Source organism: Comamonadaceae bacterium OTU4NAUVB1 (genome assembly GCA_024372625.1).
Lineage (GTDB): Bacteria > Pseudomonadota > Gammaproteobacteria > Burkholderiales > Burkholderiaceae_C > Variovorax.
The window spans coordinates 160,183-183,320 of sequence record CP099604.1; the positions used below are offsets into that span (position 1 = coordinate 160,183).

The 23,138-nt window shown below is 71.9% G+C and carries 24 protein-coding genes; 5 read left to right on the forward strand and 19 right to left on the reverse strand.

The annotated features are described in order from the left end of the window. Window positions 1–15: 15 nt before the first annotated feature. Window positions 16–861 carry a transporter substrate-binding domain-containing protein gene (locus tag NF681_02950; GenBank protein UST52637.1) on the reverse strand — a complete coding sequence of 282 codons (846 nt, stop codon included), beginning with the start codon at window positions 859–861 and terminating at the stop codon, window positions 16–18. Between the two features lie 256 nt (window positions 862–1,117). Between NF681_02950 and NF681_02955 the strand changes: the two genes are divergently transcribed. Further along, window positions 1,118–2,092 carry a LysR substrate-binding domain-containing protein gene (locus tag NF681_02955; GenBank protein UST52638.1) on the forward strand — a complete coding sequence of 325 codons (975 nt, stop codon included), beginning with the start codon at window positions 1,118–1,120 and terminating at the stop codon, window positions 2,090–2,092. A 47-nt stretch (window positions 2,093–2,139) separates the two neighbouring features. Here the strand turns inward: NF681_02955 and NF681_02960 are convergent, their stop codons facing one another. From NF681_02960 to NF681_02990, 7 genes are all read right to left on the reverse strand, one after another. Next, window positions 2,140–2,847 carry an amino acid ABC transporter permease gene (locus NF681_02960; protein UST52639.1) on the reverse strand — a complete coding sequence of 236 codons (708 nt, stop codon included), beginning with the start codon at window positions 2,845–2,847 and terminating at the stop codon, window positions 2,140–2,142. Window positions 2,848–2,901: 54 nt separating this feature from the next. Continuing rightward, a complete protein-coding gene (locus tag NF681_02965; GenBank protein UST52640.1) occupies window positions 2,902–3,741 on the reverse strand; it encodes an ABC transporter substrate-binding protein in 840 nt (279 codons plus the stop codon). A 65-nt stretch (window positions 3,742–3,806) separates the two neighbouring features. After that, on the reverse strand, window positions 3,807–4,277 hold the full coding sequence (locus NF681_02970) for a MaoC family dehydratase N-terminal domain-containing protein (protein ID UST52641.1): 471 nt from the start codon (window positions 4,275–4,277) through the stop codon (window positions 3,807–3,809). After that, complete coding sequence (locus NF681_02975) at window positions 4,274–5,863, reverse strand: hypothetical protein (protein UST52642.1); 1,590 nt, start codon at window positions 5,861–5,863, stop codon at window positions 4,274–4,276. The genes NF681_02970 and NF681_02975 overlap by 4 nt, the downstream gene beginning before the upstream one ends. A gap of 13 nt (window positions 5,864–5,876) precedes the next feature. Then, window positions 5,877–7,019, reverse strand: a complete 1,143-nt coding sequence (locus NF681_02980) for an acyl-CoA dehydrogenase family protein (GenBank protein ID UST52643.1) — start codon at window positions 7,017–7,019, stop codon at window positions 5,877–5,879. Continuing rightward, window positions 7,016–7,429, reverse strand: coding sequence for a hypothetical protein (locus tag NF681_02985; GenBank protein UST52644.1), 414 nt, complete (start codon window positions 7,427–7,429; stop codon window positions 7,016–7,018). Before NF681_02985 ends, NF681_02980 begins: the two co-directional genes overlap by 4 nt. A 14-nt stretch (window positions 7,430–7,443) precedes the next feature. After that, window positions 7,444–8,454 carry a LacI family transcriptional regulator gene (locus NF681_02990; GenBank protein UST52645.1) on the reverse strand — a complete coding sequence of 337 codons (1,011 nt, stop codon included), beginning with the start codon at window positions 8,452–8,454 and terminating at the stop codon, window positions 7,444–7,446. Window positions 8,455–8,626: 172 nt separating this feature from the next. On the opposite strand from NF681_02990, the gene NF681_02995 reads away from it, so the two are divergent. The 3 genes from NF681_02995 to NF681_03005 all read left to right on the forward strand — a co-directional run bounded on the left by NF681_02995 (window position 8,627) and on the right by NF681_03005 (window position 11,327). Next, window positions 8,627–9,562: a dihydrodipicolinate synthase family protein gene (locus NF681_02995; GenBank protein ID UST52646.1), complete on the forward strand. Its 936-nt coding sequence runs from the start codon at window positions 8,627–8,629 to the stop codon at window positions 9,560–9,562. A gap of 62 nt (window positions 9,563–9,624) precedes the next feature. Further along, entirely contained in the window at window positions 9,625–10,515 is an 891-nt protein-coding gene (locus tag NF681_03000) for a dihydrodipicolinate synthase family protein (GenBank protein ID UST52647.1), read from the forward strand. Between the two features lie 95 nt (window positions 10,516–10,610). After that, window positions 10,611–11,327 (forward strand): amino acid ABC transporter ATP-binding protein, encoded by a 717-nt coding sequence (locus tag NF681_03005; GenBank protein ID UST52883.1) that lies wholly within the window; start codon window positions 10,611–10,613, stop codon window positions 11,325–11,327. Here NF681_03005 and NF681_03010 read toward each other — a convergent pair. Beyond that, window positions 11,308–13,020 carry an FAD-dependent monooxygenase gene (locus NF681_03010; GenBank protein ID UST52648.1) on the reverse strand — a complete coding sequence of 571 codons (1,713 nt, stop codon included), beginning with the start codon at window positions 13,018–13,020 and terminating at the stop codon, window positions 11,308–11,310. The genes NF681_03005 and NF681_03010 overlap by 20 nt on opposite strands. A gap of 8 nt (window positions 13,021–13,028) precedes the next feature. Beyond that, window positions 13,029–14,021, reverse strand: a complete 993-nt coding sequence (locus tag NF681_03015) for a tripartite tricarboxylate transporter substrate binding protein (protein UST52649.1) — start codon at window positions 14,019–14,021, stop codon at window positions 13,029–13,031. Between the two features lie 69 nt (window positions 14,022–14,090). Here NF681_03015 and NF681_03020 point away from each other — a divergent pair, with 69 nt between their 5' ends. After that, window positions 14,091–15,014: a LysR substrate-binding domain-containing protein gene (locus tag NF681_03020; protein UST52650.1), complete on the forward strand. Its 924-nt coding sequence runs from the start codon at window positions 14,091–14,093 to the stop codon at window positions 15,012–15,014. A 9-nt stretch (window positions 15,015–15,023) separates the two neighbouring features. Here NF681_03020 and NF681_03025 read toward each other — a convergent pair whose 3' ends face one another. The 9 genes from NF681_03025 to NF681_03065 all read right to left on the reverse strand — a co-directional run bounded on the left by NF681_03025 (window position 15,024) and on the right by NF681_03065 (window position 23,123). Continuing rightward, entirely contained in the window at window positions 15,024–15,779 is a 756-nt protein-coding gene (locus NF681_03025; GenBank protein UST52651.1) for a GntR family transcriptional regulator, read from the reverse strand. After that, entirely contained in the window at window positions 15,776–16,552 is a 777-nt protein-coding gene (locus tag NF681_03030; GenBank protein UST52652.1) for an SDR family oxidoreductase, read from the reverse strand. The genes NF681_03025 and NF681_03030 overlap by 4 nt, the downstream gene beginning before the upstream one ends. 39 nt (window positions 16,553–16,591) lie before the next feature. Continuing rightward, complete coding sequence (locus NF681_03035) at window positions 16,592–17,629, reverse strand: NAD(P)-dependent oxidoreductase (protein UST52653.1); 1,038 nt, start codon at window positions 17,627–17,629, stop codon at window positions 16,592–16,594. A 17-nt stretch (window positions 17,630–17,646) separates the two neighbouring features. Beyond that, window positions 17,647–18,318: an amino acid ABC transporter permease gene (locus NF681_03040; GenBank protein ID UST52654.1), complete on the reverse strand. Its 672-nt coding sequence runs from the start codon at window positions 18,316–18,318 to the stop codon at window positions 17,647–17,649. Between the two features lie 12 nt (window positions 18,319–18,330). After that, on the reverse strand, window positions 18,331–19,002 hold the full coding sequence (locus NF681_03045) for an amino acid ABC transporter permease (GenBank protein UST52655.1): 672 nt from the start codon (window positions 19,000–19,002) through the stop codon (window positions 18,331–18,333). A gap of 21 nt (window positions 19,003–19,023) precedes the next feature. Next, window positions 19,024–19,935, reverse strand: coding sequence for a transporter substrate-binding domain-containing protein (locus NF681_03050; GenBank protein ID UST52656.1), 912 nt, complete (start codon window positions 19,933–19,935; stop codon window positions 19,024–19,026). 83 nt (window positions 19,936–20,018) lie between these two features. Further along, the gene (locus tag NF681_03055) at window positions 20,019–20,954 is read right to left on the reverse strand and encodes an allantoinase PuuE (protein UST52657.1); all 936 of its coding nucleotides are present in this window, start codon (window positions 20,952–20,954) and stop codon (window positions 20,019–20,021) included. After that, window positions 20,947–21,459: an ureidoglycolate lyase gene (locus tag NF681_03060; GenBank protein ID UST52658.1), complete on the reverse strand. Its 513-nt coding sequence runs from the start codon at window positions 21,457–21,459 to the stop codon at window positions 20,947–20,949. Before NF681_03060 ends, NF681_03055 begins: the two co-directional genes overlap by 8 nt. Before the next feature lie 248 nt (window positions 21,460–21,707). After that, window positions 21,708–23,123 carry an FAD-binding oxidoreductase gene (locus tag NF681_03065; protein ID UST52659.1) on the reverse strand — a complete coding sequence of 472 codons (1,416 nt, stop codon included), beginning with the start codon at window positions 23,121–23,123 and terminating at the stop codon, window positions 21,708–21,710. Window positions 23,124–23,138: the final 15 nt, after the last annotated feature.

The window sequence follows — 23,138 nt, forward strand, 5'->3', positions numbered from 1 at the left end:
CCGGCCGTCGGTGCCTCAGACCGGCCCGGTGCCGCGAATTGCGATGACCTTCTCCGGCAGCTTGGTCATGCCGTACTGGTCGAGGATGCGGTCGTAGGTGCCGTCCTTGATCATGTCGTTGAAGGCCTTCACGACCGCATCGGCGACCGGCTTGGAGCGGAAGCTCATCATCGTCGGCGATGCGCCCTGGGCCGGCAGCAGCATCATGGCCTGGCCGGCCTTCACGAAGGCACCGCCTGCGTAATTGGGGAAGGCAGCGATGTCGAACTGACCGGCGCGCAGGCCGGCCATCACTTCGCTGGCCGTCGGGAAGGACAGGATCTTCAGCGACTTGCGACCCTTGGCGACGTTGTCCTTCTCGCGTTCCTTCAGCCAGCGCTCCTGGTAGGAGTCGGCCTCCACGCCGATGCTCAGGTCGGTCAACGCATCGGGCGAAGCCACGGTGCGCTTGCTGCCCGGCATGGCCACGATGTCGATCGCGGCCATGGCATAGGGGATGGTCCACATCACCTTGGAGCGCTCTTCGGTGAAGAACATGCCGGTATTGATGCCGTCGAAGCGCGCGGCCTTCAGCGCGGGGATCATGGCCGGGAAGTCCATGCGCAACGTCTCCGCCTTCAGGCACAGGCGCTTGCCGAGTTCGGCCGCGAGTTCGAGGTTCATGCCCTTGAGCTCGCCGCTGGCGTCGACGAACTGTAGCGGCGGCAGGGTCGGATTGGTCGACAGCATGATCCGGCCCTCGGCGACGAGCTCGCCCTTCGGCACGGCCGGGGTGCAGGTCTGCGCGGACGCGACCGTGGCGGACAGCGAGCCGGCGAGGGCCGCCGTGGCGAGCGCGATGCGCAGGAAGACGAAGGTCATTGGAGATTCCCGAGAGTGGTGGAGGACCGCGCGGGGCGGGGTCCGGGGGCTCGCGCGGCGGGCGCGACGCGCCCGACGGCGAGGACCGAAAAGAAGAATAGCGAGCGTGGTGCGGGCCACTCAATTCAGTTGGGGGGCGGGACTATAGGTGGTCGATATACGTCGCGATGGTGCATGCGATGCACCCGTTTCGACCACGTGCCGCGGCCGCTATCATGAAGAATCGAAACGCCTTCCCGGGCCCGAATCGACCCCGATGTCCGACCCGCAATTCCGCTCCCTGATCAACCTGCGCCAGCTCGAAGTCCTGCGCGCCGTGATGCGCTGCCGCACCACCATCGGCGCGGCCGAGGAGCTGGGCATGTCCCAGCCCGCCGTGAGCAACGCCATCAAGCTCGCCGAGACCAAGCTCGGCATCGCCCTGTTCGACCGCGTGAGCAACCGCCTGGTGCCCACGGCCGACGCGCGCATCCTGATGGCCGACGCCGAGCCGCTGTTCGTGGTGCACGAGGCGGTGCAGCGCAAGGCCTGGGACCTGCGCACCGGCCGCGCCGGCGTGCTGCGCATCCACGCGACGGCCGAGCTGTCCCAGCACCTCGTGCCGCCGGTGCTCGCGCTGTTCATGGCCGAGCACCCGGACGTGCAGGTGACCATCGAGTCGGTGCGCATGGACGCCCTGCTCGAGGGCGTGGAGAGCGGCAGCGCCGACATCGGCATCGCCATGAAGCCGCCGGCGCGGCCCAGCCTGGTGCGCGAGGTGCTGATCGAGGCCGAGATGATGTGCATCACGCCCGGGGGCGATGCGCTCGGTCCGCTGCCGGTGCTCACGCCGTTCGACCTGCGCGGTCGCCGCCTGGTCGGACCGGGTCCGGCGAGCCCGCTGGGGGCGATGATCGCGCAGGCCTTCGAGCGCTCCTCCGACCACTACCACCCCGACATCGAGGCGCGCTTCGCCAACATCGTGAGTCCGCTGGTGGCGCGCGGCCTGGGGATCGGCTTCGTCGACGAGATGACGGCGCGCCAGGTGCTGTCCCCGGCGTTCGAGGTGCACCGGTTCCGTCCGCGCGTGGCGATCCCGGTGTGCGCCCTGTTCGTGCGCGACAAGCCGCGCGCTCGGCTCGCGCAGGTCTTCGCGCAGCGGGCGCTGCGCTACATGCAGGCGCAGATCGGACGGCGCGGCGGCGGCGAGGGCGAAGGCAACGGCGGGGACGACGACCCGCGCGGCGCCTAGCACCGGAGCCGCGCGCGCCGGCTTCCGCCCTCGGCGGCGGGCCCGCCTCAGGCCGCGACGGGCACGCCGGCCGTCGGCGCCTGCTTCTGCATCGGCGCGTAGCCCTTGCCGTAGTGCCGTTCGAGCCGGCGCTGCACCACGTCCCACAGCGAGGTCAGCACCAGGTAGAAGACGGCGGCCACGCAGTACAGCTCCAGCACCTCGAACTTCGCCTGCATCAGCACCTGGCTGCGGCGCATGAGCTCCTCCATCGAGATGACGGAGGCCAGCGAGGTGGCCTTGAGCAGGCCGTTGACCGAGTTGCCCAGCGGCGGAATGATGATCCGGATGACCTGGGGCAGCGTCACCAGGCGCAGGGTCGCGAACTTCGACAGGCTGAGCGCCTTGGCGGCCTCGATCTGGCCCTTGGCCACGGCCGAGAAGCCCGCGCGGATGGTCTCCGAGAGGTAGGCCGCCTCGTTCAGGCTCAGCGCCAGGACGGCCGAGCTGAGCACGTCGAAGCGCACGCCCAGTTGCGGCAGCCCGGTGTAGATGATCACGATCTGCACCAGCAGCGGCGTGCCGCGGAAGACCCAGATGTAGAACTTGGCGGGCGCGCGCAGCCACCGGTTGGTGGACATGCTCGCCAGCGCGAGCGGCAGCGCCAGCGCCAGGCCGATGAGGATGGTGGCGATCGTCAGCCCGATCGTGATGCCCACCCCGCCCAGCAGGTACGGGTTGATCAGGTAGGACAGGAAGGCGTCGACGTTGAACACGGCCGGGGTTTCCTTGGGGCTTGCTTGCTGCGGCTCGGAAAACGACGGCGCCGCTTACTTCGGCGCCGGGCCGGGGCCGCGGATGGCGAAGTTCGTGTCCTTCAGGCGCGTCATCTTGAAGCGGTCGAACAGCTTGTCGTAGGTGCCGTCGGCCTTGAGTTCGTTGAGCGCGGCGGCGGCGGCGGTGGCCGTCGCCTTGTCGCGGTAGGTCACGGTGATGTCGGTGCCGTTGATGCCGTTGACCCACACCTTGGCGATGCCGCGCTCGGCGAAGTTGGCCGCCGTCTCGTCGATGTTGACACCGGCCTCGAGCTGGCCGGCGCGCAGCGCGGCCATGGTCTCCGAGGCCGTGGTGAAGGTGCGGAAGTCGATCGTCTTCAGGCCCCGCGCGACCATGTCGGCGTTGTACTCGCGCGACTTGCGCTCCTGGTAGGTGCCCGTCTCGATGCCCACCACGTGGCCGGCGAGGTCGTCGAACTTCGTGATCTTCAGCGCGCTGGTGGGCAGCGTGTAGATGCTCATGGCCTGCTGGGCGTAGGGGATCATGAACATCAGCTTCGACCGCTCCTCGGTCCAGAACATGCCGGTGTTGATCATGTCGAAGCGCCCGGCCTGCAGCGCCGGGATCATGGGCGGCATGTCCATGCGCACGAAGACCGGTTCGAGGCACAGCTTGCGCGCGATGGCCTTGCCGAGCTCGACGTTCAGGCCCTGCAGCTCGCCCTTGTCGTCGACGAACTGCTGCGGCGGCAGGGTCGGGTTGATCGACATCTGCAGCTTGCCGGCGGCCACCAGGTGGTCGGCGCCGACCTTGGGCGCGCAGGCCTGGGCCAGGGCGGCGGACGACAGCGCGGTGCCCAGGAGGACGGCGAGCATCGAGGGGAGGAATTGCATGGCGGGCTTTCGTGGAGACGGGGTTGGAGGGAAGGGACGGGCGGCGACGGCCGAGGGCGCGGCCTTCAGGCCGCCGCGTCGCCGCGGCAGGCCAGCAGGGCGCTGTGGCGGGCCTCGATCACGCATTCGTCGCGCTGGTTGAGCAGCCGCAGCGCCTCGGTCACGATGCCGCGCCCGGGGCGCGACGACGCGCGCTTGCCGGTGAACTCGAAGCGCACGCGCACGGTGTCGCCGGCGATCACCGGTCGCAAGAACCGTACCCCGTCCCAGCCGAGCGAGGCGATCGAGCTGTGGCGGTAGAGCCCCAGCTCGGTCTTCAGGCCCTCCATCAGCGCCAGGCCGTAGAGGCCGTGCGCGATGACGCCGTCGAAGCCGCGCGCGCGGGCGTAGCCGGCGTCCTGGTGCAGCGGGTGGTGGTCGCGGGTGAGGTCGCAGAAGCGCGCGATGTCCTCGGCCGTGACGGCGTGCGCGGCGCTGGTGAAGGCCGCGCCGACGACGACGTCGTCGAAGTGGAGGTCGGGCCGGTCGTCCGTCATGCCCCGGGCACCTCCAGGTGGCGCGGGGCCTGCGCCACGAAGGCGTCGCGCAGGCCCATGGGGCCGGGGCGGAAGATGCGAGCGTCCATCGTCCTCAGGGCATCGCTCACGCGGACCTCGAAGCCGATGCGATCGAGCACGTCCTCCCGCAGCCGCACGCCCGGCGCGATCTCGGTGAGCACCAGGCCGTCGGCCTCCATCTCCAGGACGGCGCGGTCGGTGACGAAGGTCACGCGCTGGCCGCGCGTGCGCGCCAAGTGGCCGGAGAAGCTGACCTGGTCGACCTCGGGCACGAACTTCATGAAGCGCCCGTCGCGCCGGATCGCCAGGCCGCCCTCGGCCACGCCGATGTCGAAGTCGCCGCCGGTCAGCGAGCCGCTGAAGACCAGGCGCCGGGTGTTCTGCGTGATGTTGATGAAGCCGCCGGCGCCGTCGTAGCGCTGGCCGAAGCGCGTCACGTTGACGTTGCCGTGGCGGTCGACCTGGGCGAAGGACAGGAACGCGCACGACAGGCCGCCGCCGTCGTAGAAGTCGAACTGGTAGGACTGGTCGAGGATCACGCGCGGGTTGACCGCCGTGCCGAACTCGCGCGCGTGGCCGGGCACGCCGCCCACCACGCCGGATTCGACCGTCAGCGTGATCATCCCGTCGATGCCTTCCTCGGCCGCGACGTTGGGGATCATGGCCGAGAGGCCGACGCCCAGGTTGACGACGTCGCGCGGGCGCAGCTCGAAGGCGGCGCGGCGCGCGACCACGCGACGGGCGTCGAGCGGGTCGGGCGCGATGCTGGAGCCCGGCACGGTGGTCTCGCCGCAGCGCGCCGGGTCGAACCGGGTCGCGTAGGTCTGCATCTGGTCGGGCTGCACCACGAAATGGTCGATCAGGAAGCCCGGGATCTTCACCATGTGCGGGTGCAGCGAACCGCGCCGCACGACGCGCTTGACCTGGCAGATGACGGTGCCGCCGGCGTTGTGCACGGCCTGCGCCATCGACAGGTCCTCGCGCGCGGTGGCCTCGTGCTCCATGCTGACGTAGCCGTCCTCGTCGGCCGAGGTGCCCCGGATCAGCGCGACCGAGGGCACGCCCGGCGCGCGATAGAACAGGTAGTCCTTGCCGCCGATGGGCACCACCTCCACCAGCGCCTCGGTGGTGCGCGCGTTCATGCGCCCGCCTTCCTGGCGCGGGTCCATGTAGGTCTCCAGCCCCACGTGCGTCAGCACGCCCGGCTGGCGCCCGGCCATGGCGCGGCACAGGTGCGTCATGACGCCCTGGGGGAAGTTGTAGGCCTCCAGGTCCTGCGCCAGCACCAGCTTCATGAAGGGCAGCTGCATGCCGAAGTTGCCGCCGATCACGCGCCGCACCAGGCCCTTGTGCGCGAAGCGGCACAGGCCCTTCTCGGTCAGGGCGCCCACGCCGGTGATGTGGAAGAGCGTGAGGTCGTGCGGTCCGCGCCCGGCCAGGAAGCGGCGCTCGACGGCCTCGAACACCGCCTCGGGCACGCCCGAGCCGCCGTTGCCGCCGGCCAGCACCATGTCGCCGTCCTTGAGCAGGGCGGCGGCCGCGTCGGGGGTGATGCAGTCGATCATGGCGGTGTCCTGCTCAGGCGAGTTCGCGTTCGACCTGCTTGGCGATGATCAGCCGCTGGATCTGGTTGGTGCCCTCGTAGATCTGCGCCAGGCGCACGTCGCGGAAGATGCGCTCGATGCGGTAGTCGCGCGAGTACCCGTTGCCCCCGTGCACCTGCAGCGCGTTGGAGACGTGCTTCATGGCCATGTCGGTGGTGAACAGCTTGGCCTGCGCGGCTTCCTTGGCATAGGGCAGGCCGGCGTCGAACAGCCGCGCGGCATGGTGGATCAGAAGCCGCGCGGCGGCGATGTCGGTGGACATGTCGGCCACCATGAACTGGATCGCCTGGAAGTTGATGATGGCCTGGCCGAACTGCCGGCGCGTGCTGGCGTAGGCCACCGCGTCCTCCATCGCGGCCTGCGCCATGCCCAGCGCCATCGACGACATCAGCAGGCGGCTGAAGTTGAAGTTGCCCATCGCCGTCTTGAAGGCCTGGTTCTCGGCGCCGATCAGCGCGCTGGCCGGCACCCGCACGTCCTGCAGCACGATCTGGCAGTCCTCCAGGCCGTGCATGCCCAGCAGTTCCTCGTTCCTGCCCCGGCTCACGCCCGGCGACGCCGCGTCCACCAGGAAGCAGCTGATCGCGCGGTGGCCGGGCGCGTCGCCGGTGCGGGCGAAGACCATGATGCGGTCGGCCACGCCGCCGAGCGTGACCCAGGCCTTGGTGCCGTTGAGCACCCAGCCGTCGCCGCTCGCGCGCGCCGTGGTCTGGATGCTGGCGGCGTCCGAGCCGAAGTCGGGTTCGGTCATCGCCGTGGCGAAGACGATCGAGCCGTCGAGGATGCCGGGGATCAGGGCACGCTGCGACGGGTTGCCGTGGTGGTGCAGGAACAGCGCCGCCTCCACCGGGATCGCGAAGGCGTTGCCGATGGCCGCCGAGCAGCGCGCCAGCTCCTCCATCACCAGGCACACGCTGACGGTGTCCAGGCCGGAGCCGCCGGCCGCCTCCGGCAGGCTGACGCCGAACAGGCCGAGCGCGGCCATCCCGCGGTAGAGCGCGCGGTCGAAGGTGTCCTCGCGGTCGATGGCGGCGGCGCGCGGCAGCACCTCGCTCTCGGCGAAACGGCGCGCGGTGTCGCGCACGGCGGTCTGGTCGTCGGTCTGGAAGTGGCTCATGGGGCGGGATCGGTTGCGGGGACGGCGGGCGTGGCGGTGTCGTCGTCGCTGGCCAGGTGGCCCTCGTGGGCGACCTCGTCGCGCTCGCGGTCGAGGAAGTAGATGGCGACGTTGCGCGCGGGCGTGTCGAAGCAGGCGGCCAGCGCCGGCGTCATCGCCTCGGCGGCGGCGCGGCGCCGGGCGGCGTCGCGGCGGAAGGCGTGCACCTTGACGAAGACCCGGGCCCCGGTCGGCGGCAGGCCGTGCACGCCCTCGTGGGCATAGTCGTCGGCGCCGATCGGCACGAAGTAGACCGTCACGGTCGAGGGCGCGACGTCGAAGCCGCGCACGATGCCGTCGGTGACGGCGTGGACCAGCTCCCGCCGGGCGGAAGCGGGAGCGGCGGGGGCCAGGATCTCGAGGTAGGGCATGGCGGCGGGCTCGTTCAGAGGGTTGGCAGCGCGGCGCACGAGGCGCGCTCGACCAGCCGCGAGCCGATGCGGTATTCCCGCGCGCCGTTGGCGACGCCGCCCAGGCGCGACATCAGGCGGTCGACCGCGAGGTTGGCCATGTCGAGCGCGCCGCTGTCGACCACGCTGAGCGCGGGGCGCTGCCATTCGAACCAGGGCGAGTCCTCGTAGAACAGCAGCGACAGGTCCGAGGGGATCGACAGCCCGCGTTCGGCGACGACGCGCAGCACGCCGAGCGAGGACTCGTGGTTGGCCACGAAGACGGCGGTGGGCGGCGCGGACAGGGCGAGCAGGGCGGCGGCGCCGGCGGCGCCCGTCTCCGGCAGGTAGCGCCCGCGCTGCACCAGCGCGGCGTCGACGCCCAGGCCCGCTTCCTGCATGGCCCGGGTGTAGCCCGCCAGTCGTTCCCGGCCCGAGGTGGTGTCGCCGGGGCCGACGATCAGGCCGATGCGGCGGTGGCCCAGTCCCAGCAGGTGCTGGGTGCCGGTGTAGGCGCCTTCCAGGTCGGCCGCGAGGATCGATTCGAGCGAGGCGCCGTCCACGCGGCGCACGGCGCAGACGACCGGGATGCCGGCGTGTTCCATGGCCAGCAGCGCGGCGCCGTTGCCGCCGGTGGGCACGGCGATCAGGCCGTCGACGCCGTGGTCCACCAGCGTCTGCAGGAGTTCGCGCTCCTGGGCGACGTCGTCGTTGCTGATGCTGAGGATGACCTGGTAGCCCAGCGCCTGCAGGCGGGCCTGGACGACCGAGGCCAGCACGCGGAAGGAGGCGTTCTCCAGGTTGTGCACGGTCAGGCCGACCAGGCGCGACTTGCGCGTGCGCAGGGCGCGGGCCACCGTGTTGGTGCGGTAGCCGATGGCCGCGGCGACCTGCACCACGTGCTTCTGGGTGGCCTGGTTGATCAGGCTGGAGCCGGCCAGGGCGCGCGAGGCGGTGGCGACGGACACGTCGGCGGCACGCGCAACGTCGCGCAGCGTGACCGTCACGATGCGGCCCCGATGTGAAATTTATTTGCAAACGATTGCATTCGATCAATGTAGATGAATTGCCAATGACGCGTCAACGAGAAAGTTGAAAGACGGATAAAAAACCGCCAAGCGTTTGCAAACGATTGCAGCTCTGTTGCATACTGAAGGTCACCGCTGCGAACCTGCATCCATGACTTCCTCCCTCACCGGCATCGGCGGCGTCTGGCCCGCCACCCTGACCCCGTTCGGTCCCGACGGCGCCCTCGACGAGGCGGCGCTGGCGGCCCACGTGGGCGACGTCGCGGCCACGCCCGGCGTGCGCGCCGTGGTCGTCAACGGCCACGCGGGCGAGACCTCGTCGCTGCGCCGCGCCGAGCGGGCCCGGGTGGTGCGCGTGGCGGTCGGCGCGGCCGGCGGCGTGCCGGTGGTCGCGGGCGTGGTGGCCGAGGACACGCGCGACGCCCGCGACCTCGCCGCCGACGCGGCCGAGGCGGGCGCCTCGGGCCTGTTGCTGTTTCCGCCGCTGCTGTTCGCCGGCGGCGCGGGCGCGCGCCCCGGCATGGCGCTGCGTTTCGTGCGCGACGTGGCGGACGCGTCGGCGCTGCCGATCGTCTTGTTCCAGCTCTCGCGCGCCTCGGGGCTGGCGTTCTCGACCGACCTGCTGGTCCGCCTGTGCGTCGAGGTGCCGCGCATCGTCGCCGTCAAGGACGGCACCGACGTACCCGAGGCCTACGAGGACAACCTGCGCGCGCTGCGCCGGCTCGAGCGTCCGCCGACGGTGCTGGCCACCAACAACACCTGGCTGATGGCCTCGCTGGTCTATGGCGCCGACGGCATCCTGTCGGGCCTGGGCAGCGTCGCCGCGCCGCTGCTGGTGGCGCTGCACGCGGCCGTCGCGGCCGGCGACCTGGCGGCGGCGCGCGCCGCGAACGACCGGCTGGTGCCGCTGTGCCGCGCCTTCTACCGCGCGCCGTACCTCGACGCCCACAACCGCATGAAGACCGCGCTGCACCTGCTCGGCCGGCTGCCGCATCCCGACCCGCGCCCGCCGCTGCTGCCGCCGGACGACGAGGAGCGCGTCCGCATCCGCGCCGCGCTGGTCGCCGCCGGGCTGCTCGGCGCCTGATCCCGGCGACCCCCGATGCCGCCTTCACCCCCACCCCCACCTCACCCCCACGCACCTGCGCCATGACCGACTTCCGCGGCACCTACACCATCATGGTCACGCCCTTCGACGCCGACGGCGCCGTGGACGTGCCCACGCTCGAACGCTACGTGGACTGGCAGATCGCCTCGGGCATCCACGGGCTGATCCCGCTGGGGTCGACCGGCGAGTTCCTCTCGATGACCGACGAGGAGATCGAACAGGTCGCCCGCACGGTCGTCGAGCGCGCCGCCGGCCGGGTGCCGGTGATCGTGGGCACCACCGCCGAGGACACCCGCGTGGCCGTGCGCAAGAGCCGCCTGGCCGAATCGCTCGGCGCCGACGGGGTGATGGTGCTGCCGCCGTTCTACTGCACGCCCACCGACGACGAGATCGACCGCCACTACCGCAGCGTCTCCGACGCCATCGGCATTCCGGTGATGGTCTACAACAACCCCGCCGTGACCAACGTCGACCTGAAGCCGCCGCTGCTCGCGCGGCTCTCCGAGATCGACAACTGCCGCTACGTCAAGGAGTCGACCATGGAGGTGACCCGGGTGCGCGACATCGCGCGCCTGACGGACGGGCGCATGGCCGTCTTCGGCGGCATCATGGGCTTCGAGTCGTACGTCGAGGGCGCGGTGGGCTGGGCGGCGGTGCCGTCCAACGGCGCCCCGGCGGAGATGGCGCGCCTGTACGACCTGGTGATGGCCGGAGAGCTCGCGCAGGCCCGCGCGCTCTCGTTCAGGTACTTCCCGATGATCGACTTCGTCTTCGGCCAGGCCTACGTGGCCGGCACCAAGGCGTTGCTCGCGGCGATGGGGCTGCCCGTGGGCGGACCGCGCCCGCCCCGCCTGCCGATGGGCCCCGAAGGCCACGCCGCCGCCCGCCGCCTGGTCGAGGAACTCGGCCTGCGGATCACCCCCGCCGCCTGAGAGGACCCCGCCCCATGACCGCCTTCGCCGCTCCCACCGCTGCCTCCATCCCCGCCACCGCCATCGCCGCCCCGGCGCCCGAACTGGTCATCCGCATGGTCGGCGTGCAGAAGTGGTACGGCGACTTCCAGGTGCTGCGCGACATCGACCTGGAGGTGCGGCGTGGCGAACGCATCGTGATCTGCGGGCCCTCGGGCTCGGGCAAGTCGACGCTGCTGCGCTGCATCAACCGGCTGGAGGAGCACCAGCAGGGCCAGATCGTGGTCAACCGCGTCGAACTCACCGACGACATGCGCCGCATCGACGCCGTGCGGCGCGACGTCGGCATGGTGTTCCAGCACTTCAACCTGTTCCCGCACCTCACCATCCTGGAGAACTGCACGCTCGCCCCGGTATGGAGCAAGAAGTACACGCCCCGGGAGGCGAAGGAGGTCGCGATGTCCTACCTGACGAAGGTGCGCATCCCCGACCAGGCCCACAAGTACCCCTCGCAGCTCTCCGGTGGCCAGCAGCAGCGCGTGGCCATCGCGCGCGCGCTGTGCATGAGCCCCAAGGTCATGCTGTTCGACGAGCCGACCTCCGCGCTCGACCCCGAGATGGTCAAGGAAGTGCTCGACACCATGGTGTCGCTGGCCGAGGAGGGCACCACCATGCTGTCGGTCACGCACGAGATGGGCTTCGCCCGCCAGGTGGCCAACCGCGTGATCTTCATGGACCGCGGCACGATCGTGGAGGAGGCCGCGCCGGCGGAATTCTTCGGCGCGCCGAAGCACGAGCGCACCCGGCTGTTCCTCAACCAGCTGCTGCACTGAGCGCGGCGGGCGCTCCGGTCGCGCCGGAGCGCGATGCCGGCGAGTCGCTTCGTCCGCGCGCGGTCGCCAGGATCGCGCGGGCCGTCGCCGCGTCGATGGCCGTGTCGGTGCCCGCCCAGGCGGCGAACTGGTCGGGCCGCACCAGCACCAGCGGCGCCGCGTAGCGTCTGGCTTCGCCAGTGCGCTCGCCCCGCACCACCTTCAGCGGCAGACCCATGGCTTCGGCGGCGGCGCGAAAGTGCGCCACGGCCGTCTCGTCGGCGCCCAGCGCGAGAAGCGTGTAGCCGGCGTCGAAGGTCGCGTAGACATCGCGGCCGTCCGACAGCACGGCCGGTGCCAGGTGGTGCCCCGCGCGGGCCTCGAAGCGGTGCGCGCCGACGGCGCCGGACACCCGTGGCGCGCTGTCGGGGGGCGTCACCACCGGAGAGCCTTCGTAGTGCGGCTCGAAGGCGTGCACCTCGCCCACCGCACCCTGGGCACGGGCCTGCCAGGCGGCCTCGAACGCGGAACGGTCCCGCACCGGATCGAAGGCTTCGAGAAAGGCGCGGTCGGACTCGATCGACTTGGCGATGAAGTCGCGCATGGTCGAGGCGAAGACCGGCCGGCGCTCGGTGTCGTAGGAGTCGAGCAGGGCCTCGCCGCCCCAGCCCTGCAGGGTCGCGGCGAGCTTCCAGCCCAGGTTGCGGGCGTCCTCCAGCCCCGAGTTGACGCCGTAGCCGCCATAGGGCGGATGGCTGTGGGCCGCATCGCCGGCCACGAAGACGCGGCCGGCGCGGTAGCGGTCGGCCATCATGAAGCGCAGGTCCCAGAAGCCGATGTGCTCGAACGCGACGTCGAACGGCGCGCCGACGGCCTCCTGCAGGTAGGCGTGGAAGTCGAAGTTGTCGCGGGTCGTGCCCGGCGGCACCGGCGCGTGGAAGAACCAGGTGGTGCCGAGGTCGACCCGTCCGAAGAACTTCCAGTAGCCCTTGAGGTCCGGATGCAGGACGTTGTAGTAGGACTTGCCGGGGTAGCGCGCCAGCAGCCGATGCAGCTCGTGCGACTTGAACACCACGAGCACCATCATGCGGTCGTGGTCGGTCTTCGTCTGGGTGATGCCGGCCTGCTCGCGGATCATCGAGCGGCTGCCGTCGCTGCCCACCGCATAGTCCGCGCGGATCACGCGCCGGTCGTCGCCATGACGTTGGCCGATGGTGACCGCGACGCCCTCGTCGTCCTGCGCCAGCGCCAGACCGTCCCAGCCGTAGAGGGTCGTGACCGAGGGCAGCTCGGCCACGCGCCGGCGCAGCACCGCTTCGGTCGCGTACTGCGGCAGTCGCTCGTTGGCGGCGTGGTAGTAGGGCTTGACCAGATCGCGCTGCAGCCAGTCGTAGGTGTAGGGCCCCAGCAGCGAGCCGTGGGCCGTCAGCCCGCCGATGCCGTAGTCGCGCGGAATGGTGCGCGCCGCGCGCAGTGCTTCCTCGGCGCCCCAGAAGTGGAAGTGCTCCATGGTGCGCTGGGTGAGGTTCTGGCCCTTGGGGATGGGCTGCGGCTGCGGGTAGCGCTCCACCACGACGGTGCGGATGCCGCGCTGTCCGAGCTCGATGGCCAGGCCCATGCCCACGGGGCCGCCGCCGACGACGACCACTTCGGCCCGAGCCGGCGCGTCCGCCGCGGCCGCGCCACGGTCGGGGTTGAGTGTGTTCGATGTCATGAGTTGTCTCACTCCGCGATGATGTTCTGGGCCTTGATGAGGTCGGACCAGCGCCTGGCGTCCGTCGCCATGAGGCGTGCGAACGCCTCGGGCGTGCCGTGCGCCGGGGTCATGCCCTGCGATTCGAAGGACCTGGCGACCTCGGGTTGGGCCAGGATCTCGCCCAGTGCCTTGTTCAGCCGGTCGATCACCGGGCGCGGCGTGCCGCCCGGCGCGAGCACGCCGTACCACATGTCCACGTTGAGGTTGCCGAGCCGGAGCGTCTGGAGCGACGGCACGTCCGGCAGCAAGGCATCGGGCTTGTCCGAGCTGATGCCCAGCGCCCTGAGCTTGCCGGCCCTGACGTGCTGCAGCGCGACGTGGATCGGCAGGAACATGACGTCGATCTGGCCACCCAGCAGGTCCGTCACGGCCGGCGCGGTGCCGCGGTAGCCGATGTGCGTGAGCGACACCCCGGCACGGTTCTTCAGCAGTTCCATGGCCAGGTGGTGCGGCGTGCCGGTGCCGGGCGACCCGTAGTTCAGCGCGCCTGGCCGGGCCCGCGCCGCGCTCAGCAGCCCGCCCAGCGAGTCGATGCCCGAACGCGGGCTCGCCACCAGGATCAACTGTCCCCAACTCGTCAGGCACACCGGCGCGAGGTCGGTCAGCGGATTGAAGCCGAGACGGGGATAGAGCGCGGCGTTCATGACCAGCGTGTTCACGCTGACCAGCAGCGTGGTGCCGTCGGGCGCCGCGCGGACCACCTCCTGGGTGCCGATGTTGCCGGCCGCCCCGGGTTTGTTGTCGACGAAGATCGGTCGCCTCAGCTGTGCGGTCAGCCCCGGCGCGACCTGGCGGGCGATCAGGTCGATGCCGGTGCCGGGCGTGAAAGGCACCACCAGCCGGATCGGTGCGTCCGCGTTGCCCTGCGCCCAGCCCGCTGACCAGGCCGCGGCGCCCAGCGCGCCCAGCACCAGGCCGCGGCGGCGCGCGAACCGCGCCGATGCGATGTCCTTGCTCATGGTTGTCTCCAGGATTCTTGAAAGAGAATTACAGCCAAACGCGCGGCTTCCATCAAACGGAACTTATTGATGAACTCGTCAAGAAAGCTGATGAATCTGAGCGCGCGCCAGTTGCACGCCTTCCTGGAGATCGGCCGCCTCAAGAGCTTCGCCCGTGCCGCCGAGCAGGTCCATCTCTCGCCTTCGGGCATGAGCATGCTGGTGAAGGAGCTGGAGGAGCAGGTCGGCGCCCGCCTGTTCGACCGCACCACCCGCGCCGTCACCCTGACCGAGGTCGGCCTGCGGCTGCAACCGGTGGCCGAGCGCATCGTCCAGGACGTGCGGGGGTTGGGCGACGTGGTCGAGGGCACCCAGGCGGCGGTGCGCCAGCGGCTGCAGATCGCCGCCACGCCGATGGTGGCGGCCAGCCTGCTGCCGGCGGTCCTGAGCGATTTCGCGGCCGTCCATCCCCAGGTCCGCATCGGGATCACGGACGTCGACGTCAATCAGGTCCGCGAGGACGTCCTGGCCGGCGAGGCCGACCTGGGCCTGGGTTTCTTCGTCCGGCCGGCGGTGGGTCTGCTGCGCCAGCCGCTGTGCCGGTTCCGGCTCATGAGCATCCGCCCGCCCGGCGTGCAAGGCGGTGGCCGGCGACCCAGCCAGCCCTGGCATGCGCTGACCGGTGTGCCGCTGATCAGCCTGCCGGCCGACAACCCGATGCAGGTCGTGATCGAGAAGCACCTCGCGGCCGCCGGGTGTCCCGTGGGCGAGCGTCAGCGGGTGAACCTGATCGGCACCGTCATCGCCCTGGTGCGCGCCGGACACGGGCACGCCGTCATTCCGTCGTTCGTGCTGGACGACTGTCTGCGTCAGGGGCTGGACGTGCGGATGCTGCGTGACCCGGTGGCCAGCGTGGAGCTGTTCCTGGTGTCGCGGCGGGGTCGCAAGCCCGGCGCCGCGGCGCAGGCCTTCACCACCGCGCTCAGGACGGCGGCGGCGCGGCTGGCGCGCTGAGCTCCGCGCTCAGTCCGGCGCGCCCGGCAGGATGCCCACGTGCCGCAGGTGGCTCGCGCGCACGCGCTCCAGGTGCTCGACCATCGCCCGCCGGGCCGTCGCGGGATCGCGCGCGGCGAGCGCGCGCACCACGGCCAGGTGCTCCTCGCAGGCCGGCACCAGGCGCTGCGGCGCGTGCGAGAGGTCGCGCATGCGCAGGCGCCGGTGGATGTCGGTGATGAGCGCGCCGAGCGAGCGGTTGCCGCAGTGGTTCACCACCAGTTCGTGGATGTCCTCGTCGAGCTGCGCTTCCCCCACCGGATCGGCGCCGGCGGCGCTGTCCAGTTGCGCCAGCAGGCGCCGCTCGATGCGCGCCAGCGCGGCGGCGGGCGCGCGCGCGGCGGCCAGCGCGGCCGCTTCGCCTTCGAGCAGCACCCGCAGCGACAGCAGTTCGAGGTACTCCGTCAGGCCGACCTCGCGCACCACCAGCAGGCCGTTGGCGCGCTGCTGCAGCACGCCCTCGCCCAGCAGGCGGCTGATGGCCGCGCGCATCGGCGTGCGCGAGACGTCGAATCGCTCGGCCAGCCGGCGCTCCTCGATCGCGTCGCCCGGCTCCAGCGCGCGCGAGGCGATCAGCGCGAGCAGGGCCTGGTAGGTCTGCTCGGAGACGCTGTCGGCGGCGCGCCGGCCGGCCGCCACGGCGGCCTTCGGCCGGGGCGCGGGTCCGTCGTCGGCGGCGGCGCCGGCGCCAGCATCGTCGGCCGGGCGGGTGGACGCCGCGCTCATGCCGCCATCCAGCCGCCGTCGACCAGCAGGTTCTCGCCGGTGATGAAGCTCGCCTCGTCCGAGGCCAGGAACAGCGCGGCGCTGGCCACGTCGTCGGGGTGGCCCAGCCGGGGCATGGGCGTGCGGGCGCGGGAGTAGTCGAGCCAGCGGGGCTCGACCGCGCGGCCGCCCTTGCCGGTGAGGATCTTGCCCGGCGCGACCGCGTTGCAGACGATGCCCTCGGCCGCGTAGTCGGCGGCGATCTGGCGCGTGATGTAGGCCACGCCGGCCTTGGAGGTGCCGTACGACACGTCCTGCGGCGCGGCCACCATGCCGTGCTGCGAGGAGATGTTGACCAGCCGTCCGCGCGTGCCGTCCGGGCGCGGCGCCTGCGTCAGCATGGCCCGCACGGCCGCGCGCGCCATCAGGAACACGCCGCCGAGGTTGACCGCCATGACGCGGTTCCAGTCGGCCAGGCTCAGCTCGGTCAGCGGCCGCCCGACGCTGATGGCCGCGTCGTTGACCAGCACGTCGATGCGCCCGTCGCGCGCGAGGATGAAATCGACCGCCGCCTGGGCCGCGGCCTCGTCGGCGACGTCGGTGACGACGAGGTCGGCCACGCAGCCCCGGGCGCGCAGCAGTTCGAGCGTGGGGGTGCCGCCCTCGCGCGGCTCGGCCGCGACGTCGGCGAGCACCAGGCGCGCGCCTTCCTGGGCGAAGCGCAGCGCGATGGCGCGGCCGATGCCCGACGCGGCGCCGGTGACGAGGATGGAGCGGCCTTCGAGGCGGTTCATGCAGCGGTCTCGGTGAGGAAAGTCATGGTGGGGGCGGGATCAGGAACCCGGGGCATCGGCGCGGGGGTCCTTGGTGGTGACGGCGGTCGCGGTGGTGGCGGTGGCGGGGCCCGGGCCGGCGTCGGCCAGCAGGTCGGCCGCCGCCGTCGCCAGGGTGCGCGCGGGACGCCAGCCGGTGTCCTCGCGCAGCCGCCGGGTGTCCAGCGCCGCGCGGTCCACCGGCAGGCCGTAGCGGACCGTCGGCGTGTCGTCCGGGCCGGCCAGGCGCCAGTCGAAGGCGGGTTCGGCGACGGCCAGCAGGGCGCACCACTGGGCGAGGTCGGTCATGACCTCGCCGCCGACGTGATAGACCGGATGGCGCAACGCCCTACCCCGCAGGAGCGCCACCAGCGCGGCGGCCGCGTCGCGCGAATGGAGCCAGTCCGCGCGCAGGGCCCGGGGCAGCACCACCGGCTCGCCCCGGCGCAATGCCGCCAGCGCCTGGGTGTGCGGGCTCAGGGCGTCGCGCACGCCGGTGGCGTATTCCCACGGGCCGTACACCGGGCCCAGCCGCGCGACGCGCGCGTCGATGCCGTGCAGGTCCGCCAGCCGCAGCGCCGCCTGCTCGGCCGCGAGCTTGGTGATGCCGTAGAGCGCGGCCGGCGCCGGGGCCGACGTCGCCTCGTCGTAGCGCGCGCCCGCCGGCGGCGTGACGCCGTAGACCGCGACCGAGCTGACCACCAGCAGCCGCCGCACGCGCGGGCCCGCGGCGGCGCAGCGCTGCACCAGGTTCACCGTGCCGCCGATGTTGACGTCCACCACCGTGCCGGGCTCGCGCGCCTCGCGCGCGGCGTCGGGCGTGATGGCGGCGGCGTGGATCACGCGCGCGACGCCCGGGTGGCCCAGGGCCGCGTCCACGTCGGCGGCCGAGCGGATGTCGCCCGTCGCCAGCACCGGGCCCGGCCCGGGCAGGCGCGCGAGCATTCCGGCGGGCGGCGGGTGGCGGTCGAACAGGACGACGGGCTCGCCGCTGGCGAGCAGGCATTCGGCCAGCGCCAGCCCGACGAAGCCGCCGCCGCCGGTGATGAGGGTGGTCATGACGGGGGCTCCCGGGGTCAGCGTCGCACGAGCATGCGGCGCTCGAGCCGGGCGACCCAGCGCGCGAGCGGCCAGAGCGCGACGAAGAAGATCACCGCCGCGGCCATCAGCGGCGTCGGGTTGTAGGTCTGCTCCTGGGCCACCCGCGCCGAGCGCAGCAGCTCCGGCAGCGCCACCATCGCGGCGATGGAGGTGCTCTTGACCAGTTCGAGCGAGTTGCTTGCCAGCGGCGCGAGCACGTTGCGGATCGCCTGCGGCAGCACGATGGTGAAGATCAGCGTCGCGGGCCGGAAGCCCAGCGCGCGGGCCGCGTCGCGCTGGCCCTGCGGCACCGAGCGGATGCCGGCGCGGAAGATCTCGCCGAAGTAGCCCGAGTTGTTCAGCACCAGCGCCAGCACCACGGCCGCGAAGCCGCCGAGCTTGAGCCCGAAGAACGGCAGCCCGAAATAGATCAGCACCAGCAGCACCACCACCGGGAACGAGCGGAACAGGTCGATGTAGACCAGCAGCAGCGCCTGCACGCCCCGGTGCTCGAAGCTGTAGAGCACCGCGATCAGCAGCCCGGCGGCCAGCGCCAGCGGCAGCGACACCAGCGCCAGCAGCACCGACAGCTCCACGCCCTGCAGCAGCAGCGGATAGATGTCGCGCAGCGAATCCAGGTTGGCGAAGTTCTCGAGGAAGAGTTCCATGGCGTGGGTCCTTCAGCGGCCGCGTCCGCTCGCGTGCTCGATCCACCGGCTGGCGACCACCAGCGGCAGGAACAGCACTAGGTAGAACGCCGCGGCGAGCGTCAGCGGGGAGGGGTTGGCGACGATCGACATGAAGCTCTGCGCCTGGCCCAGCGTCTCGGGCAGCGACACGGCCGTGCCCAGCGCGGTGCCCTTGCTGATCGAGATGGCGCGGTTGGTCAGCATCGGGATGGCGAGCCGGACGGCCTGCGGCAGGACGATCTCGAACAGCATGCGCAGCGGCCGGAAGCCCAGCGCCTGCGCGGCGTCGCGCTGGCCGTGCGGCACGGCCTGCATCGCCGACCAGAAGATCTCGCAGGCGAACGCCGAGAGCACCGCGCCCAGCGCCATCACGGTGGTCGCGAAGGGCGAGGGTGTGAAGCCGACGTAGGGCATGCCGAAGTACAGGAAGATGATGATCACCAGCTGCGGCAGCGTGCGGAACAGGTCGACCCAGCCGACAATCGCGGCGTCCACCACGCGGATGCCGAAGGTGCGGACCACCGCCAGCGCCAGCCCGGCGGCCAGGCCGAGCGCGATGACCAGCACCGACACCACCACCGTCGTGCCGAAGCCGCGCAGCACCATCGGCAGCGCGTCGGCCATGACCTGGAGGTTGAGGAAGTTCTCGAGCAGGCGGTCCATGGGATCGTGGCGCGCCCGGGCTTACTTGCCGCAGACCGGCGCGGGCGCCTTCTCGACGTACCCCTTGAAGCCCGGGGCGCCGTAGCCCTCGTGGACCGTGACCAGCGCCGAGCCCTTCTCCGGCTCGGAGCCGTACCACTTCTGGTGGAGCCGGGCGACCGTGCCGTCGAGCTTCAAGCACTTGAGGATGTCGTCGACCTTGTTGCGGTAGGCCACGCTCTCCGGCCGGAACGCGTAGCCGAAGTTGCGGCTGCTGCTGAAGTCCTTGTAGGCGACCTTGATGGCCTTGTTGCGGCTGGCCGCGTAGATGGTGGTGGGCACCTCGTTGATGGCGGCGAAGGCCCGGTTGGTGAGCACCGCCTGCACCGTGTCGGGGAAGGTGTCGTAGCGCTGCACCTCGAAGCCGTGCGTGGCGGCGTTGGCCGTGGCCCAGGTGTCCGACAGCGTGCCGCGATTGACCGCGACGGCCTTGCCCTTGAGGTCGTCGAAGGACTTCATGTCGCTCGCCGTCTTCACCAGGAAGCCGTTGCCCGTGGACATGATCGGCTGCGTGAAGATCATCCGCTCGGCGCGCTCGGCGGTGATGTTGAGCGGGTTGACGGTGAACTCGATGCGCTTGGCGAACAGCGACGCGAACAGCGCCGAGAAGTTGACGTCCACGATCTCCACGCCCGGGCGCGGCAGGCGTTTGCCGACCTCGTTGATCAGGTCGACGCCGAAGCCCTCGGGCCCGTTGGCGCCGCGCACGATCCACGGCGCGACGCCGAAGTCGCTGCCCACCACCAGCGGCTTGTCGCCGGGGTGGTCGGCGTCCTGGGCCCGCGCCGGCGCGGCCGCGACGGTGAGGGCGGCCAGGGTGGCGAGGGCGACCGCCGGCAGGCGCGCGCGGCGTGGGGTCGGGGTCGGGGTCGGGGTCGGGGTCGAAGAGGCCATGGCGAAGCTCCTGGGGATTCGGAAAAAGGGCGAACGGAGGTGGGAGGCGGGAGGTGGGAGGGAAGCGGTGCGCGCGGCGCGGTTCAGCCGGCGCGGTGGTGCGCGTGCCAGTGGCGCGCGATGTCGGCGCGGCCGCAGACCCAGACGTCGTCGTGGGCGCGCACGTGGTCGAGGAAGCGCTCGAGGCCGGCGGCGCGGCCGGGATGGCCGGCCACGCGCATGTGCAGGCCCACGGACATCATCCGGGGCGCGGTGGCGCCCTCGCGATAGAGCATGTCGAAGCTGTCGCGCAGGAACTCGAAGAACTGCTGCGCGGTCGCCAGGCTGCCGCGCATGAATTTCGCGTCGTTGATCGCCAGGCCGTAGGGCACCACCAGGTGCGGTTTCGCCTCGGGTGTGCGCCGCAGCCAGTACGGCAGTTCGTCGTTGTAGGCGTCGGAGTCGTAGAGGAAGCCGCCTTCCTCCTCGATCAGCGCGCGCGTGTTCAGGCTCGGTCCGTAGCGGCAGTACCAGCCGTCCGGGCGGCGCCCGACGGTGCGCGCGATGCTCTCGACCGTGCGCCGGATGCGCTCGCGCTCCTCGTCCAGGCTCAGCGCCTGGTGGCGTTCCCAGCGCCAGCCGTGCGCGCAGGTGTCGTAGCCGAGTTCGCGGATCGCCGCGCAGACCTGCGGGTTGCGCTCCAGGGCCAGCGCGCAGGCGAACACGGTGGCGGTCATGCCGCGCGCCGAGAGCAGGCGCGCGAGGCGCCAGAACCCGACGCGGCTGCCGTACTCGAACATCGACTCGGCGGCCAGGTCGCGCCCGGCGAAGGCGCCCGCGCCGCCCTCGGTGAGGCCGGCCTCGGTGACGCCGTCGCCGTCGGGGAACGAGGGCTCGGAGCCTTCCTCGTAGTTCAGGCAGAAGTTCAGCGCCAGCCGGGCGCCGCCGGGCCAGCGGGGGTCCGGCGGGGTCGAGCCGTAGCCCACGAAGTCGCGCGGGTGCAAGGGCGCGGACGCCGCGAGGGACGCCGGCTCAGCCACGGGCGGCCTCCCGCGCCACCAGCCGCACCGGTCGCGCCAGCGGCACGAAGACGTCGTCGTCCTGGCCGGAGAAGCTCATGCAGACGACGAAGCGGGCGGGCGCCGCCAATGCCGTCAGGCCGTGATGCCACACGCCGCGCGCGTAGGTCACGCCCTGGTCCGGGGCGGCCTCGAAGGCGCGCAGCGTCGTCGGGTCGGGCGCGCCGTCGGCGTCCGCGCCGCACACCACCACCAGGTAGGCGCGGCCGTTGAGCGGGAGGAAGGTCTGCGCCGACAGCGGATGGCGCTCCATGGTCGTGACGACCAGCGGCAGGGTCACGGCCTGCTGCAGCGTCGCCACCCAGAGCCGGGGCTCGGACGCACCGGGAAGGCGCTCGAACGCACCGTCGGCGCGCACGCGCCGCGCATCGCCGGACAGCGGCACGACCGCGCCGAAGGGGGCGAAGGCCTCGGCCGTCAGCGGCACGACCGCGACGGGGGGGAGCTCGGACAGGGAAGGATTCATGACAGATACCAGTGGTATCCCACCCGGGGCGGGGTGGGGGGCGACGGGGGCGACATCGACGGGATCAGGGCGTGGGGAGTGGGGACGGGGTCCGGCCGGCGACACGACATCGCCGGGGGAAGGATCGACAGGGACTTCGCACGATCCATGCCAGCGCGGACGGCCTTCCGGCGCGCACCGTCTCGCGCCGGCCCGCGCCGGTCGGGCCCGGCCCCGGACCGGCGGGGTCGCGGGGCCGGGCGCCCGGCTCAGATCAGCTTGCCAGGATTCATGATCTGGTTGGGGTCGAGCGACTGCTTGATGCGCATCATCAGATCGAACTCGACCGGCGACTTGTAGTGGCGCAACTCGTCGCGGCGCAGCTGGCCGACGCCGTGCTCGGCGCTGATGCTGCCGTCGGCCCGGGCCACCAGGTCGTGGACGATGCGGTTGAAGCGCGCCGTGGTGGCGGCCAGCGCGTCGGGCGTGGTGTCCGGGGGCAGCAGCACGTTGTAGTGGAGGTTGCCGTCGCCCAGGTGGCCGAAATTGACGATCCGCACCCCGGGATCGGCCGCGCGCAGGGCGGCGTCGGCGGCGTGCGCGAAGGCGGCGATGGCCGAGATCGGCAGCGCGATGTCGTGCTTGACGGCCTTGCCGGCGCGCACCTGCGCCTGCGAGATGCCCTCGCGGATCTTCCAGAACGCCTGCGTCTGGGCGACGCTCACGCTCACCGCCACGTCCTGCACGGTGTCGTGCGCCAGCGCCTCGCCCAGGCCGGATTCCAGCAGTTCGGCCAGGCCCGCGTCCTGGGTGTCGGCCAGCTCGATGAGCGCGTGGAAGGCGTGCGCCCCGGCCAGCGGCGCGCGCACGTCGGCCACGTGCGCCAGGATCAGCGCCAGCGAGGCGGCCGACATCATCTCGAAGGCCACCAGGCGTTCGCCGCAGGTCGCGCGCAGCCCCGCCAGCAGGTCCACCAGGGCCTCGATGTCGCGCGCGCCGACCCAGGCCGTGGCGCGCGCGACCGGGCGCGGGTGCAGCTTGAGCACGGCGGCGGTGATGACGCCCAGCGTGCCTTCGGAGCCGATGAACAGGTCGCGCAGGTCGTAGCCGGTGTTGTCCTTGCGCAGCGCGCGCAGGCCGTTCCACACGCGCCCGTCGGGCAGCACCACCTCCAGGCCCAGGGCCAGCTCGCGCGTGTTGCCGTAGCGCAGCACGGCGATGCCGCCGGCGTTGGTGGCCAGGTTGCCGCCGATGGTGCAGCTGCCCTCGGCGCCCAGGCTCAGCGGGAAGAAGCGGTCGGCCGCCAGCGCCGCCGCCTGGATGTGGGCCAGCAGCACGCCGGCCTCGCAGGTGAGGGTGTTGTTGAGCGGATCGACCGCGCGGATGGCGTTCATGCGCACCGTGCTCAGGACGACCTGCGCGCCGCTGGCGTCGGGCGTGGCGCCGCCGCTCATGCCGGTGTTGCCGCCCTGCGTGACGACCGGCGTCAGCGTCTCGTGGCAGATGCGCATGACGGCGGCGGTCTGGGCGGTGTCGGCCGGGCGCACGACGACGCTGCTGCGGCCGGTCCATTTCTTGAGCCAGTCGGTCTCGTGGGGCGCCTTGGCCTCGGGGTCGGTGAGGAGGCCGGCATCGCCGACGACGGCGTGCAGGCGCTGCAGGAGTTCGGGGTGCAGGTTGCTCATGGCGTCGTGGGGCGG

Excerpts from the sequence above, each read along its gene's own strand:
- NF681_03050 (UST52656.1), bottom strand. The coding sequence starts at position 19,935 with ATGGCCTCTTCGACCCCGACCCCGACCCCGACCCCGACCCCACGCCGC.
- NF681_03010 (UST52648.1), bottom strand. The coding sequence starts at position 13,020 with ATGACATCGAACACACTCAACCCCGACCGTGGCGCGGCCGCGGCGGAC.
- NF681_02955 (UST52638.1), top strand. The coding sequence starts at position 1,118 with ATGTCCGACCCGCAATTCCGCTCCCTGATCAACCTGCGCCAGCTCGAA.
- NF681_03000 (UST52647.1), top strand. The coding sequence starts at position 9,625 with ATGACCGACTTCCGCGGCACCTACACCATCATGGTCACGCCCTTCGAC.
- NF681_03020 (UST52650.1), top strand. The coding sequence starts at position 14,091 with ATGAACTCGTCAAGAAAGCTGATGAATCTGAGCGCGCGCCAGTTGCAC.
- NF681_03065 (UST52659.1), bottom strand. The coding sequence starts at position 23,123 with ATGAGCAACCTGCACCCCGAACTCCTGCAGCGCCTGCACGCCGTCGTC.
- NF681_03025 (UST52651.1), bottom strand. The coding sequence starts at position 15,779 with ATGAGCGCGGCGTCCACCCGCCCGGCCGACGATGCTGGCGCCGGCGCC.
- NF681_03045 (UST52655.1), bottom strand. The coding sequence starts at position 19,002 with ATGGACCGCCTGCTCGAGAACTTCCTCAACCTCCAGGTCATGGCCGAC.
- NF681_02975 (UST52642.1), bottom strand. The coding sequence starts at position 5,863 with ATGATCGACTGCATCACCCCCGACGCGGCCGCCGCCCTGCTCAAGGAC.
- NF681_02985 (UST52644.1), bottom strand. The coding sequence starts at position 7,429 with ATGCCCTACCTCGAGATCCTGGCCCCCGCCGCTCCCGCTTCCGCCCGG.
- NF681_03015 (UST52649.1), bottom strand. The coding sequence starts at position 14,021 with ATGAGCAAGGACATCGCATCGGCGCGGTTCGCGCGCCGCCGCGGCCTG.
- NF681_03040 (UST52654.1), bottom strand. The coding sequence starts at position 18,318 with ATGGAACTCTTCCTCGAGAACTTCGCCAACCTGGATTCGCTGCGCGAC.
- NF681_03060 (UST52658.1), bottom strand. The coding sequence starts at position 21,459 with ATGAATCCTTCCCTGTCCGAGCTCCCCCCCGTCGCGGTCGTGCCGCTG.
- NF681_03030 (UST52652.1), bottom strand. The coding sequence starts at position 16,552 with ATGAACCGCCTCGAAGGCCGCTCCATCCTCGTCACCGGCGCCGCGTCG.
- NF681_02970 (UST52641.1), bottom strand. The coding sequence starts at position 4,277 with ATGACGGACGACCGGCCCGACCTCCACTTCGACGACGTCGTCGTCGGC.
- NF681_03035 (UST52653.1), bottom strand. The coding sequence starts at position 17,629 with ATGACCACCCTCATCACCGGCGGCGGCGGCTTCGTCGGGCTGGCGCTG.
- NF681_02950 (UST52637.1), bottom strand. The coding sequence starts at position 861 with ATGACCTTCGTCTTCCTGCGCATCGCGCTCGCCACGGCGGCCCTCGCC.
- NF681_02965 (UST52640.1), bottom strand. The coding sequence starts at position 3,741 with ATGCAATTCCTCCCCTCGATGCTCGCCGTCCTCCTGGGCACCGCGCTG.
- NF681_03005 (UST52883.1), top strand. The coding sequence starts at position 10,611 with ATGGTCGGCGTGCAGAAGTGGTACGGCGACTTCCAGGTGCTGCGCGAC.
- NF681_02980 (UST52643.1), bottom strand. The coding sequence starts at position 7,019 with ATGAGCCACTTCCAGACCGACGACCAGACCGCCGTGCGCGACACCGCG.
- NF681_02995 (UST52646.1), top strand. The coding sequence starts at position 8,627 with ATGACTTCCTCCCTCACCGGCATCGGCGGCGTCTGGCCCGCCACCCTG.